This is a genomic window from Corynebacterium sp. J010B-136, from assembly GCF_002967075.1.
In the GTDB taxonomy this organism is placed as follows: Bacteria; Actinomycetota; Actinomycetes; order Mycobacteriales; family Mycobacteriaceae; genus Corynebacterium.
Genome location: NZ_PUGE01000003.1, coordinates 182,793 through 195,519 on the forward strand (window position 1 = coordinate 182,793; position 12,727 = coordinate 195,519).

At 54.7% G+C, this 12,727-nt stretch carries 12 protein-coding genes; 10 read left to right on the forward strand and 2 right to left on the reverse strand.

Annotated features, from left to right (window positions below):
* Positions 1-18 precede the first annotated feature (18 nt).
* Positions 19-1,767, forward strand: a complete 1,749-nt coding sequence (locus C5Y44_RS06585; RefSeq protein WP_105324213.1) for a proline--tRNA ligase — start codon at positions 19-21, stop codon at positions 1,765-1,767.
* Here the strand turns inward: C5Y44_RS06585 and C5Y44_RS06590 are convergent.
* A complete protein-coding gene (locus C5Y44_RS06590; RefSeq protein WP_233189874.1) occupies positions 1,762-2,490 on the reverse strand; it encodes a hypothetical protein in 729 nt (242 codons plus the stop codon). The genes C5Y44_RS06585 and C5Y44_RS06590 overlap by 6 nt on opposite strands.
* Positions 2,491-2,528: 38 nt before the next feature.
* On the opposite strand from C5Y44_RS06590, the gene rimP reads away from it, so the two are divergent.
* The 9 genes from rimP to C5Y44_RS06635 all read left to right on the forward strand — a co-directional run bounded on the left by rimP (position 2,529) and on the right by C5Y44_RS06635 (position 11,860).
* The gene (rimP, locus tag C5Y44_RS06595) at positions 2,529-3,068 is read left to right on the forward strand and encodes a ribosome maturation factor RimP (RefSeq protein ID WP_105324214.1); all 540 of its coding nucleotides are present in this window, start codon (positions 2,529-2,531) and stop codon (positions 3,066-3,068) included.
* A 68-nt stretch (positions 3,069-3,136) separates the two neighbouring features.
* On the forward strand, positions 3,137-4,159 hold the full coding sequence (nusA, locus tag C5Y44_RS06600; protein WP_105324215.1) for a transcription termination factor NusA: 1,023 nt from the start codon (positions 3,137-3,139) through the stop codon (positions 4,157-4,159).
* A 112-nt stretch (positions 4,160-4,271) separates the two neighbouring features.
* Positions 4,272-4,535: a YlxR family protein gene (locus C5Y44_RS06605; protein ID WP_088859209.1), complete on the forward strand. Its 264-nt coding sequence runs from the start codon at positions 4,272-4,274 to the stop codon at positions 4,533-4,535.
* A gap of 90 nt (positions 4,536-4,625) precedes the next feature.
* The gene (infB, locus tag C5Y44_RS06610; RefSeq protein WP_105324216.1) at positions 4,626-7,409 is read left to right on the forward strand and encodes a translation initiation factor IF-2; all 2,784 of its coding nucleotides are present in this window, start codon (positions 4,626-4,628) and stop codon (positions 7,407-7,409) included.
* Positions 7,410-7,567: 158 nt separating this feature from the next.
* Entirely contained in the window at positions 7,568-8,002 is a 435-nt protein-coding gene (rbfA, locus tag C5Y44_RS06615; protein WP_066793406.1) for a 30S ribosome-binding factor RbfA, read from the forward strand.
* A gap of 8 nt (positions 8,003-8,010) precedes the next feature.
* A complete protein-coding gene (locus C5Y44_RS06620) occupies positions 8,011-8,973 on the forward strand; it encodes a bifunctional oligoribonuclease/PAP phosphatase NrnA (protein WP_105324217.1) in 963 nt (320 codons plus the stop codon).
* Positions 8,960-10,261, forward strand: coding sequence for an MATE family efflux transporter (locus C5Y44_RS06625; protein ID WP_105324218.1), 1,302 nt, complete (start codon positions 8,960-8,962; stop codon positions 10,259-10,261). The genes C5Y44_RS06620 and C5Y44_RS06625 overlap by 14 nt, the downstream gene beginning before the upstream one ends.
* 88 nt (positions 10,262-10,349) lie before the next feature.
* Positions 10,350-11,174, forward strand: coding sequence for a metallophosphoesterase (locus C5Y44_RS06630; RefSeq protein ID WP_105324219.1), 825 nt, complete (start codon positions 10,350-10,352; stop codon positions 11,172-11,174).
* On the forward strand, positions 11,174-11,860 hold the full coding sequence (locus tag C5Y44_RS06635; RefSeq protein WP_105324354.1) for a 4'-phosphopantetheinyl transferase: 687 nt from the start codon (positions 11,174-11,176) through the stop codon (positions 11,858-11,860). The genes C5Y44_RS06630 and C5Y44_RS06635 overlap by 1 nt, the downstream gene beginning before the upstream one ends.
* Here C5Y44_RS06635 and truB read toward each other — a convergent pair.
* A complete protein-coding gene (gene truB, locus C5Y44_RS06640) occupies positions 11,857-12,720 on the reverse strand; it encodes a tRNA pseudouridine(55) synthase TruB (RefSeq protein WP_105324220.1) in 864 nt (287 codons plus the stop codon). The genes C5Y44_RS06635 and truB overlap by 4 nt on opposite strands.
* Between the last annotated feature and the right edge of the window lie 7 nt (positions 12,721-12,727).

A 12,727-nucleotide genomic window follows, 5' to 3' on the forward strand; every position in this document is an offset into this window, starting at 1 on the left:
GCCGTGTATTTTAGGATCATGATTACTCGCCTTTCTGAGCTGTTTTTGCGTACTTTGCGGGAAGATCCCGCAGAAGCTGAAGTTCCAAGCCACAAGCTACTTGTTCGCGCAGGTTACCTGCGTCGTGCCGCACCCGGTGTTTATTCCTGGTTGCCGTTGGGGCTTCGCACCCTGCGCAAGATTGAAGATGTTGTGCGCGAAGAAATGAATGCGATCGGCGGCCAAGAGCTGCTATTCCCAGCGCTTTTGCCACGTGAGCCATATGAGCTTACGGATCGCTGGACCGAATATGGCGATAACTTGTTCCGCCTGAAAGACCGCAAGGGCGCGGACATGCTGCTGGGGCCAACCCATGAGGAAATGTTTGCCCAAACGGTTAAAGACTTGTACTCCTCCTACAAGGATTTTCCGGTTACCCTGTACCAAATCCAGACCAAGTACCGTGACGAAGAGCGTCCACGCGCGGGTATCTTGCGCGGCCGTGAGTTCATCATGAAGGACTCATACTCCTTCGATATGTCTGATGAAGGCCTCGAAGAGTCCTACGCACGCCACCGCAAGGCGTATCAAAATATCTTTGACCGCTTAGGTATCGAGTACGCGATTTGCCGCGCGACTTCGGGTGCCATGGGTGGTTCAGCCTCCGAAGAGTTCCTTGCGGTCTCGGAGGTTGGCGAGGACACCTTCGTGCGTGCCACCGATGGTGATTACGCAGCGAATGTCGAAGCCGTGGTTACTCCTGTTCCTGCGCAAATTGACTTCACCAACTTGCCTGAGGCAAAGGTCTACGAAACCCCAGATTCAGAGACCATCGATACCTTGGTCGAGTGGGCGCGTGCAGAGGGCATTACTATCGATGACCGCGAGGTCACCGCCGAGGACACCTTAAAGTGCATGATGGTCAAGATCACCCAGCCAGGCGAGGAGCCGGAGCTGGCTGGCGTTTTGATTCCGGGCAGCCGCGCATTGGCACCTAAGCGTCTGGAAGCAGCGCTGGAGCCTGCGACCTTTGAGCTAGCTACCGACGCCGACTTCCAGGAGAATTCCTTCTTGGTCAAGGGCTATGTTGGCCCGCGTGGCCTCAACGCCAATGGCGTTAAGGTCTACGCTGATCCACGCGTGGTCTCCGGTACTTCTTGGATCACCGGTGCTGATAATAAGAACCACCACGTGGTTGGTTTGGTTGCAGGCCGTGATTTCCAGATTGATGAGGTTGTTGAAGCTTCTGAGATTCATGAGGGCGACCCAGCTCCAGAAGGACAGGGCACTTTGACTCTGAAGCGCGGCATTGAGCTTGGCCACATCTTCCAGCTGGGCCGTAAGTACACCGAAGCTTTCGATGTGCAGATTCTGGATGAAAACGGCAAGCGTACTGTACCTACCATGGGTTCTTACGGCATTGGTGTCTCGCGCATGATGGCGGTACTCGCTGAGCAGCGCCATGATGAAAAGGGCCTGAATTGGCCGCTCGATGTTGCTCCTTACCAGGTGCATGTGGCGGTTGCGAACAAGGACCAGGATGCGATTGAAGCCGGAAATAAGCTGGTGGAAGCACTGGACAAGGCCGGTGTCGAGGTGCTTTTCGATGACCGTCCGAAGGTTTCTCCTGGCGTCAAATTCAAGGATGCCGAATTGCTCGGCATGCCATTCTGCGCAATCTTGGGCCGTTCTTTCAAAGACGGCATCATCGAATTGCGCATTCGTGGCGGCGAAACCTTGGAAGTACCAGCAGATTCCATCGTGGAAGAGCTGCTCGCGCGACTATAGTTTCGCGGCTGCGTGAATGAGCCAGTTGCGCCACTGCGAATCTTTCGCGGTGGCCGCGGCGGCTTCGAAGTGATTTCGGCTAGATTGCACTAGTTCCTCAGCGAATTGTTCTGCTGAAGAATCATCTGGCCAGTCTGCGGAATACGCGGGTGAAGATGCGGGGGCATCTTCACCGAGTAGGTTTTGCAGTTCTAAAATCAGCTCCGCATGCGCTTGCGTGTCAACGCCTGCGCCATGGGCCTCGGCAACATCGAGTCCATAAACCGTGGCGTATTCAAACTCTAAAAGTTCTGTCGCTTGGGCGAGCGTATCTTCACCGGGGGCATCGGGAAGCGGTGCGTCACCGCTAGCTAATTGGACGGCTTGGCGGGCAAGCAGCGGGTGGGATTCTTGTGGAGCCTTATCCATCAGCTCGACTAACTGCGCGACTGCAGCTTGGGCTGACGTGCTGGGTCCAGCCGGATCTTCTTCATCGATGTGGCAGGTTTGCGGAACCTCACCATTTTCTTCCACACCGCAGATCCGGTTGACCTCTGCAAAGAGCTCTTCTGATTGCTTCAGGCGCAATTTCCCGTAGTTGGAGTCATCGGCATCAGCGCGCGCGGTTTGCGCAAGCTCCACTAAGGCGGAATCTGGCCGTGGGCCAAAGAAATCCACAACGGCACAGGAAGACAGCACAGGGACGCACGCAAGAAGCGCTACAAGAGAAAGTCGGCGATTCACGTGGAAGACCTTACCCGCTCACCGTTAAGCTAGAAGTTATGGCTTTCCCAAGTGAACAAAAATTAGAAGAATTCCTCACCCCGATTTTAGCTGAGCACCAACTCGATGTGGAACAGATCAAAACTACCAAGGCAGGCAAGAAGTCCCAGGTAGTCATCCGAATCGATGGTGAGAATCGTCCATCCTCGGATGTACTTGAACAGATGTCGCGCATCATTGGCGAAGCCTTCGATGCCGCAGAAGAATCCGGTGAGCTCAACTTCGGTGCCGGTTACACCCTCGAAATCTCTACTCCAGGGGTAGACCTTCCGCTGACTGCTGCGCGACACTTTCGACGCAACCGTGGCCGAAAGATTAAATCATCACTCGGTGAGCTGCGCATCGGCGCTTTAAGCGAAGATGAACTAAACGTGATTGTTGTAACAAGCGCCAAAGATATAGCCAAGGCACAGGTACAGCGATTGGAAAACCTTGTGGGTTCAGTGGTAGAAATTGAATTCGCACCTGCTCCCACCGTAGAGCAGGATATCGTCGAGCTCAGCTTCGAAGCTGCCAAGGAATTGGCGGCGGAAGACTAAGCTGGCCAAATAGGCTGACTGCTTGCTTGCAAAGCAGTAATTGTTGGAATCGTTTAAAGGATGAATAAGTGAATATTGATATCGACGCGTTACGTGCAATCGAAACCGAGCGCGGTGTTCCAGTAAATGATTTGCTGACTTCAGTGGCCGGTGGCTTGCTGTATGCCTACACCGAATACCGCGACGGCAACATCGAGGAAGACCATAAGGCCCGCGTAGATATTGATGCTGATACCGGCGAAGTTTCTGTCGTCGTTACCGAAATCGATGAAAGCGGCGAAGTCATCACCGAATTTGATGACACTCCCACCAACTTTGGGCGAGTTGCGGCACCTGCTGTCCGCGACGCTATCTACAAGCGCCTGCGTGAAGTAGAAGCAGACCGCGCATATGATTCCTATGCAGAACTGCAGGGCACCGTTGTCTCTGGCGTGGTTCATCAGGACGCACATGCCAATTCCCGTGGCATCGTAGTTGTGCAGTTGGGTACCGAAATTGACATCAAAGAAGGCAAAACCCAAGACGGAATCTTGCTCCCTGCTGAGCAAATCCCAGGCGAGCGTCTTCGTCACGGCACCCGCGTGCGTGCTTATGTCGTAGGAGTGCAAAAAGAAGGCGCGCGTGTCCAAGTTCTTCTGTCACGCACACACCCTGAATTGGTCCGTGGCCTGTTTGAATTGGAAGTACCAGAAGTTCTTGATGGGGCAGTAGAAATTGTTGCCATCGCGCGTGAAGCTGGTCACCGTTCGAAAGTTGCCGTGACAGGCCAGGTCAAAGGTCTCAACGCTAAGGGTGCCTGCATTGGCCCACGCGGACAGCGCGTAACCAATGTGATGCAGGCGCTCGGCGGAGAAAAGATCGACATCATTGATTTCAATGAAGATCCGAGCGTGTATGTCGGCAATGCTTTGGCACCGTCAAAGGTCGTGCGAGTAGAAGTGCTCGACGCGGAAGCTCAGCTGGCACGCGTTACCGTTCCGGATTACCAATTGTCTTTGGCCATTGGTAAAGAAGGACAAAATGCTCGCCTTGCCGCGCGTCTGACTGGATGGAAGATCGACATCCACTCGGATGCTGACAAGGTGGAATAAATTCCCGGGTCACATCGTTGTAATGTCGTGAGTTCAATTTTGGCGATGTTTCAAGTAGGATTGACAACGGCCCAAGTGCAGCAGGAAGGAGTTGGTTTTGAGCCGACTTCGAATGTGCATAGCAACACGACAACGTCTACCGGATACGCAGCTATTGCGTGTGGTGGCTGATACGCAAGGTTGTATCATCCCCGATCCTGGCAGGCGGCTTCCCGGCAGGGGAGCCTGGATTACTCCAGATTTAGCTGCATATGAGCTTGCGGAGAAGCGTCGGGCTTTTGCTCGCGCACTCCGGCTGTCCGCACCCGTGGATACAGGTCAAGTACGAGAGTACATATCCAAGACCTTCGAGATTGTAAGGAAGACCGAACACTGATGAGCACACAACGATGAAGCATCAGCGATGAAAGTCAGTAACTGATCCTAGGGGCGCCTTGTCGCCTCTAGGGAAACTAAGAGGAGACAAGTGGCAGGTAAGCTACGCGTTCATGAGCTGGCGAAACAGCTCGGAATTACCAGTAAAGAACTACTCGGCACGCTGAAAGAGCAAGGCGAGTTTGTAAAGACCGCATCATCGACCATCGAACCACCGGTGGTTAAGAAGATGCGTGCACACTATGAAGCACAGGGGATCGGCAAAGATAACGCCGAGGCCCCAACTAATGCTGCTCCAGCAAAGCCAGCTGCAAAGCCAGGCGCTCCGAAACCAGGCGCGCCGAAGCCAGCAGCACCTAAGCCTGCAGCTGCTAAGCCAGCGGCAGCAAAGCCAGCGGCAGCAAAGCCAACCCCGGCTAAGCCTGTAGCTGCAAAGCCAGCAGCTCCGAAACCGGCTTCACCTAAGCCGGCAACGCCGAAGCCAGAGGCAGCTAAGCCAGCAGCTCCTAAGCCGGCAGCACCGAAGCCTGGCGCTCCGAAGCCAGGTGCTGAGGGCGGCCCAACTCCACGCTCTATGCCAAAGCCTGGCGGTTCACGCCGCGTGGCTAATAACCCATTTTCTTCCGGTGGCGGTTCAGGCGATCGTCCTGCTCCTCGCCCAGGTGGAGCAAAGGGTCCACGTCAAAAGCCACAGGGTGGCAAGCGTGATGGCCAGCGTCCAGATAACCGTGAAAACAAGCCACAGTCTGGTGGCCAGTCCGGTGGTCGCCGTCCATCGCCAGCGATGATGCCTTCGCACCCGAACCCAGCAGCAATGCCTCAAAAGGCAGCAGCTGCAGGTGGTCGCGGTCGTGGCGGGCGTCCAGGCAAGGGTGGACCAGGTGCTGGTACCGGCGCTGGTGCACCCGGCGGATTCCGCAGCGGTCCAGGTGGACGCGGCGGACGTCGCGGTGGCACCGCTGGTGCATTCGGTCGTCCAGGTGGCGCACCACGTCGTGGTAAGAAGTCGAAGCGTCAGAAGAGGAATGAATATGAAGAGCTACGCGCACCAAACGTAGTTGGTGGCGTACGCCTTCCAGACGGCAAGGGCGAATCAATTCGCCTGCGTCGTGGCGCATCCTTGGCTGACTTCGCCGAGAAGATCGGTGCAGATCCAGCAGCATTGGTACAGGCACTGTTTAACCTCGGTGAAATGGTGACTGCTACTGCTTCGGTTTCGGAAGAGACCTTGCAGTTGCTGGGCGCTGAAATCAACTACGACGTTCAGGTTGTTTCCCCAGAAGACGAAGACCGTGAACTGCTGGAGTCCTTTGACCTGCAGTTCGGTGATGATGAGGGCACTGAGGAAGACCTTGCTAAGCGTCCTCCAGTTGTTACCGTCATGGGTCACGTTGACCACGGTAAGACCCGCCTTCTGGATACGATTCGTCGTACCAACGAAGGCGCGGGCGAGGCCGGCGGTATTACCCAGGGGATTGGTGCATACCAGACCCAGGTTGATATCGACGGTGGCGAGCGCACCATCACCTTCCTGGATACCCCAGGTCACGAGGCGTTTACCGCCATGCGCGCCCGTGGTGCAAAGTCCACTGACTTGGCAATTCTGGTTGTTGCTGCAGACGACGGCGTTATGCCGCAGACCGTCGAGGCAATCAACCACGCCAAGGCAGCGGATATCCCAGTCGTGGTTGCTGTGAACAAGATCGATAAGCCAGAAGCTGCACCGGATAAAATCCGTGGTCAGCTGACGGAATACGGTCTGGTCCCAGAGGAATATGGTGGTGACACCATGTTCGTCGACATCTCGGCGAAGGCTGGCACCAACATCGACGCACTATTGGAAGCTGTAGTCCTAACCGCTGATGCGGCTTTGGAACTAACCGCAAACCCAGACATGGACGCACAGGGTGTTTCCATCGAAGCTCACCTCGACCGTGGTCGTGGTCCAGTCGCAACTGTTATCGTTCAGCGCGGTACTTTGCGCGTGGGTGACTCCATCGTCGTCGGCGACTCCTTCGGTCGCGTACGCCGCATGGTCGATGAGTTCGGTCAGGACGTCGTAGAAGCTGGTCCATCCCGTCCAGTCCAGGTTCAGGGCCTTAACGGTGTTCCTGGTGCTGGCGACAACCTCTTGGTTGTTGAAGATGACCGCGTGGCGCGTCAGATTGCAGCGCAGCGTGATGCACGTAAGCGTTCTGCACTGCAGGCTAAGTCCCGTAAGCGTGTTTCCCTTGAGGATCTGGATTCAGTACTTAAGGAAACTTCGACGCTCAACCTCATCCTCAAGGGTGACAACGCCGGTTCTGTTGAAGCACTGGAAGACGCACTGCTTGATATTGAGATTGATGACGAGGTACAGCTCAACATCATCGACCGTGGTGTTGGTGCAGTTACTCAGACCAACGTCTCCTTGGCTGCTGCCTCTGATGCTGTCATCATTGCCTTCAACGTTCGCGCAGAAGGCAAGGCAACTGAAGAAGCTAACGCTGAAGGCGTCGACGTTCGCTACTACACCGTTATCTACCGTGCAATCGAAGAAGTTGAGCAGGCACTCAAGGGCATGCTCAAGCCAATCTACGAAGAGCGCGACACCGGTGTGGCAGAGATCCGTGCCCTGTTCAAGTCCTCCGCTATCGGTACCATCGCTGGTTGTATGGTCACCGAGGGCAAGGTCAAGCGCAACGGCAAGGTACGTATTGTCCGCGACGGCAATGTCATCACCTCCGATGCCAAGATTGAGTCCCTGCGTCACGAGAAGGACGACGCAAACGAAATCAACGCTGGTTACGAGTGCGGTATGGTTCTGTCCTACCCAGATATCCAGGTTGGCGACTTCATCCAGGCATACGAAGAGGTTGAAGTACCACGTACCTAATTAAGGTATGAGCTACATCGTGTAGCAATTCGTATTAGATTGCTATTGAAGCCGGGCCTTGTGCCCGGCTTCTTTAGCCCTTAAGCAAGTGTTTTCGAATCCTAAAAAGTACACTAGGATTGTCCAAAGCTAGTTGAGAAAAAGTAGAGGCGGATATCATGGCTGATCATGCACGCGCGGCCCGGATGGCAAAGCGCATTCAAACTATTGTGGCAACCGCCATCGAGCGCGAAATTAAAGATCGCAGGCTTGAACTTGTCACCATTACTGATACCCGTGTTACCGGTGACCTACATGACGCAACCGTGTTTTACACCGTGCGCGGCGTTGACATTGACTCAGAGCCAGATCTGGATCAGGCTGCTGAAGCTCTAAACCGTGCCAAGGGTCAGCTGCGCAAGATCGTTGGCGATCAGCTGCAGGTGCGCTTTACCCCGACCTTGGCTTTCGAGTTCGATGCTGTTCCAGAAGCATCAGCTCACATGGAAGCATTGCTTGCACGTGCACGCGCACGTGATGAAGAGCTGGCGAAGCTCAAGGAAAACGCTAAGCCGGCTGGCGAAGCTAATCCGTATAAGACGGATGGGGAATAAGCCTGTCCATGTCCTCTATTTCAGAAGTGGTGGGAGCACTCCAGAAAGCTGACTCGGTGTGCATCGTGGCCCATCTCCGTCCAGATGCAGATGCTTTAGGTTCGATGGCTACGTTGCGCCTGGGGCTTGAGCAGCTAGGTAAAAAGACCCGTTGTGTAATTGGCCAAGATTGGCCCATTTCAGAGAATCTTTTTACCATTCCAGGTACTGACACCGTGGAAGTAACAACGAGTTTGCCCACCGGCTATGACCTATATGTCACGGTGGATTGCGGTTCGTTGGATCGCACCGGATTGCTTGCACGCGATTTGGCCAAGGCCATTCGACGGGGCAACGTGGTCTGTATTGACCACCATGCCTCTAATCACGGCTTTGGCAATATCAACTTGGTTGATGTCTCGTGTGAGTCAACGACGACGGTGCTAGCGCCGGTACTGGAAGAACTTGGTGTGACTCTCAACTCTGAGATAGCGCATGCAATGTATGCAGGTCTGGTTACTGACACTGGAAGTTTCCGTTGGGGCCGGCCCCAGATGCACAGCTTTGCTGGAAAGCTGATGGAGTATGGGCTAGATACTAAGCAGATTGCCGTAGATCTGATGGACTCCAACACTGCAGAAGATTTGCAGATGCTGGGTCGAGTGCTGGCTAATGTGCAGATTGTTCCGGCCGGCAAGCACACCATGGCGGTGCTGGTTGGTCGCTATGATGTCATCTCCGGGCATTCGGATTCTGCGGTGGAGACCATGGTTGATTTCGTGCGCGCTTTAGATGGCACGGATTTAGGCGTGGTGTTTAAGGAACAGGTGCCAGGTTTTTGGGCTGTTTCACTGCGCTCTAATGACGTCAACTGCTCGCAGGTTGCACGCCGCCTCGGTGGCGGGGGACATGTTCCTGCAGCAGGTTACTCCACCTCGGGAGAACCAGAAGACATTATCGCGGAACTAGTGGATATCGTTGGTCAGTTCTAAAGATTCCCAAGTATCTGCGCGGCGGGTCTTTGGGCTTGCGCTACCTGCGCTCGGGGTATTAGCGGCGATGCCGCTGTATCTTTTGCTGGATACAGCGGTGGTCGGGCGCCTAGGTGCATCCCAGTTAGCGGCTTTGGGCGCTGCTGCGGCGGTGCAGTCGGTCCTGACTACCCAGCTGACTTTCTTGTCTTATGGCACTACCGCGCGGTCCTCGCGGCTGTTTGGGTCAGGGGATAGGCAAGGGGCAATCGCCGAAGGCGTGCAGGCGACTTATGTTGCGCTGATCGTCGGCTTCGGGCTGGCGTGCATCATGTGGCTATTTGGCGGACAGATTGCTTTGTGGATGACGGGTAATCCCGACACCGCTAGTCTGGCTGCCTCGTGGCTGCACGTCGCTGCATTATCGATTCCCATCACCCTCGTGGAAATGGCCGGAAATGGCTGGTTACGTGGCGTACAAGATACTAAACGGCCATTGTATTTTACGCTCGCAGGCTTGATCCCAGGTGCCATTGCCGTGCCGGTATTTGTGCACTGGTGGGGGCTTGTGGGCTCCGCCTGGGCCAATGTTTTGGGCATGGGCATTATTGCACTGCTATTTTTGCTCGAGTTGAAAAAGCAGCATACCGGCTCGTGGCGGTTGCGCCCCAGCGTTATTAAACGTCAGTTGGTCCTGGGGCGTGATTTGATTATCCGTTCCGCGAGCCTGCAGGTGGCATTTTTATCGGCCGCGGCGGTAGCAGCGCGCTTTGGTACTGCTCCATTGGCAGCACACCAGGTCATGCTGCAGATATGGAATTTCCTCACGCTGATTCTAGATTCTTTGGCTATCGCTGCCCAGACGCTCATCGGCGCTGCCTTGGGCGCGAAGTCAGTGGATACGGCACGCAATGCTGGGCAGAAGATCATTGTCTACTCGACGATATTCTCCACTGCTTTGGCGTTGGTCTTTGCACTCGGCGCAGGATTTATCCCGCGCATTTTCACCTCGGATGCGGACGTCCTAAATGCAATGGCTATTCCGTGGTGGATTATGATTGCCATGATTATCGCTGGTGGCGTGCTTTTTGCCATCGATGGCGTGCTGCTGGGCGCTGGCGATGCCGCTTTCTTGCGCACGATTACCGTTGGCTCTGTAATTATCGGCTTTTTGCCAGGTATCTGGATTGCTTATGCACTAGATTTCGGACTCGCAGGTATCTGGGCAGGCCTTGCGGCATTTATCCTTCTACGTACAGTCGCTGTTGTCTTCCGCTTTTATTCGATGCGTTGGGCAGTTGTGAGCTAACGACTTGCGGGAGAGAAACGATAAACCTGAAAGAGTACCTGCTGCTAAAGTTTCAGGGGTCAATATTTTCTTAAGCGAGGGGTAAACCATGGCTGGAAAGTCATCGCACACGACGTTGTGGGCGGTTTCTGACCTGCATGCGGCCGTTAAGGCAAATAACGGCCGCATCGATGAAATACAGCCGACGAATCCTTCAGACTGGTTAATCGTGGCCGGAGATGTCGCTGAACGCACGGATTTAGTGCTGCGTGTGCTCCACAAGCTGCGCGCGCGTTTTGCCAAGGTTATTTGGGTACCGGGAAACCACGAACTTTTTTCCCGATCGACGGATCGGTACCGCGGGCGTGAGAAGTATGACGAACTGGTAGAAGGCTGTCGTGATATCGATGTGCTAACTCCGGAGGACCCTTTTGCAGTGTTCAACGGGGTTACTATCGCGCCGCTTTTTACTTTGTACGACTATTCTTTCCGCGCACCGGGCACTACGGTTGAAGACGCAATTGCGGCTGCCGTGGACCGCCAAATCATGATGACAGATGAAATTGCGATTGCTCCGTTCGTGGATGTGCGCGCATGGTGCTGGGACCGCTTGGCGTATTCGATTAAGCGTTTGTCACGCATAACTGGTCCGACCGTGCTGATTAATCACTGGCCGCTAGTGCAAGAACCAACGCTGAAAATGCGCTGGCCAGAAATTGGTCTGTGGTGTGGATCTCGGCATACTCGGCATTGGCCAACCCGTTATAACGCTGAAGCAGTAATTTATGGCCACCTTCACATGCCATCTGTCGATAAGATTGATGGGGTAGACCACATTGAAGTTTCTTTAGGATACCCACGCGAGTGGATGGCTCATCAAGGTCATCAACTGTGGCCCTATCCCGTGTTGACAATGGGGGAGGGTGCGCAATGATGATTCAGCAATCTCTTTTCCCTGACGTCGCGCGATTTTGCTACGTCAAGACCGACCCGCAAGCGGCGGACCTTGTTAATTTCAATAACCTGCACCCGCTGGAGCAATCTGTAGCTGCGCATTCGGTGGCTACCCGCAAGGCCGAATTCGGGGATGCTCGTTGGTGCGCTCATGAAGCTTTGAAAGAATTGGGCTACCGCGGAGAAGAACCAATCTTGCGCGGGGAACGTGGAATGCCCTTATGGCCAACTGGCTATGTTGGCTCTCTAACACACACCCCGGGTTTTCGTGCAGCGGTTGTTGCACCTACCTCGCAAGTGGTGTCCCTAGGACTCGATGTTGAAGTAGCAGAGCCCCTGCCAGAAGGCGTGCTAGAGATGATTGCGCGCTCAGGTGAAATCCCGCAGATAAACCGGCTGCGCAAGGCAGGAATTTCTTTTGCCGACCGCCTGTTATTTTGCGCCAAAGAAGCAACCTATAAGGCATGGTTTCCCATGACCCATCGTTGGTTGGGCTTTGAGCAAGCAGAAGTGGACATTCGCGAAGATGGAACCTTAATTTCATACTTGCTGGTTCGCCCGACACCTGTGCCATTTATTTGTGGACGCTGGATGGTCCGCGATGGCTACATCATTGTCTCCACCACGGTAGAAGCAGGCGTCGGACACGAGCGCCTGGCGTATTAAAGTGTTGAAGGGTGCGCAACAAAGACGGTAGAGAGGCGTTTGCCCTTTTCTTTGACCAACGCGATAGATCGCCCATCAGGGCCCACCGCAGCATAAGTTCCTTTCAACCCGCGTGGCTCTAACCACTGACCCATGGCGAGCTTATGCGATTCCTCAGCGGTGACATCAAGGCGGGGATAGCACCGCACGAGAGCCTCATCTAGATTCAGGGAGAGCTCCATGTTGTCCAACGGGGAGGCATCGTCAAGCGAAAATGGCCCAACCTCAGTGCGCCGAAGAGCAGTAAGGTGCCCACCTACGCCAAGCGCCTCGCCTAAATCGCGCGCGAGAGACCGGATATAGGTTCCCGAAGAACATTCCACCACGACATCGACTTCACGTGGGCTTTGACGGCTTTCTAGCACCTCAAAACGGCTGACGGTGACGGGACGTGCGGGGATATCAACGTCTTCACCATCGCGAACTCGCTGATAGGCACGCTTTCCATCGATCTTGATCGCGCTGACCTTCGCAGGCTTTTGCATGATATCGCCGGTTAAATCCGCAATCCCGGCAAGAATTTGTTCATCGGTGATGTGTGCGGCGGAAGTTTGGGAGATAATCTCGCCTTCAAAGTCATCGGTGGTGGTTGAAGCACCTAGCAAAATCGTGGCATTATAGGCCTTTGTCGCAGTTACCATGTGTGCAAGGAACTTGGTTCCGCGTTCAATCCCCAGGATCAAAACGCCGGTGGCCATGGGATCTAAGGTGCCCGCATGTCCCACCTTGCGAGTGCCAAACTCCCTCCGTACGCGGGAGACCACATCATGAGAGGTCATCCCGGCCGGTTTATCCACAACAACAAGTCCTGAGTCAGTCATGAGGCCA

Coding starts and splice junctions, on each gene's coding strand:
- C5Y44_RS06620 (WP_105324217.1), top strand. CDS start 8,011: ATGTCCTCTATTTCAGAAGTGGTGGGAGCACTCCAGAAAGCTGACTCG.
- C5Y44_RS06585 (WP_105324213.1), top strand. CDS start 19: ATGATTACTCGCCTTTCTGAGCTGTTTTTGCGTACTTTGCGGGAAGAT.
- rbfA (WP_066793406.1), top strand. CDS start 7,568: ATGGCTGATCATGCACGCGCGGCCCGGATGGCAAAGCGCATTCAAACT.
- truB (WP_105324220.1), bottom strand. CDS start 12,720: ATGACTGACTCAGGACTTGTTGTTGTGGATAAACCGGCCGGGATGACC.
- rimP (WP_105324214.1), top strand. CDS start 2,529: ATGGCTTTCCCAAGTGAACAAAAATTAGAAGAATTCCTCACCCCGATT.
- C5Y44_RS06635 (WP_105324354.1), top strand. CDS start 11,174: ATGATTCAGCAATCTCTTTTCCCTGACGTCGCGCGATTTTGCTACGTC.
- C5Y44_RS06605 (WP_088859209.1), top strand. CDS start 4,272: ATGTGCATAGCAACACGACAACGTCTACCGGATACGCAGCTATTGCGT.
- C5Y44_RS06630 (WP_105324219.1), top strand. CDS start 10,350: ATGGCTGGAAAGTCATCGCACACGACGTTGTGGGCGGTTTCTGACCTG.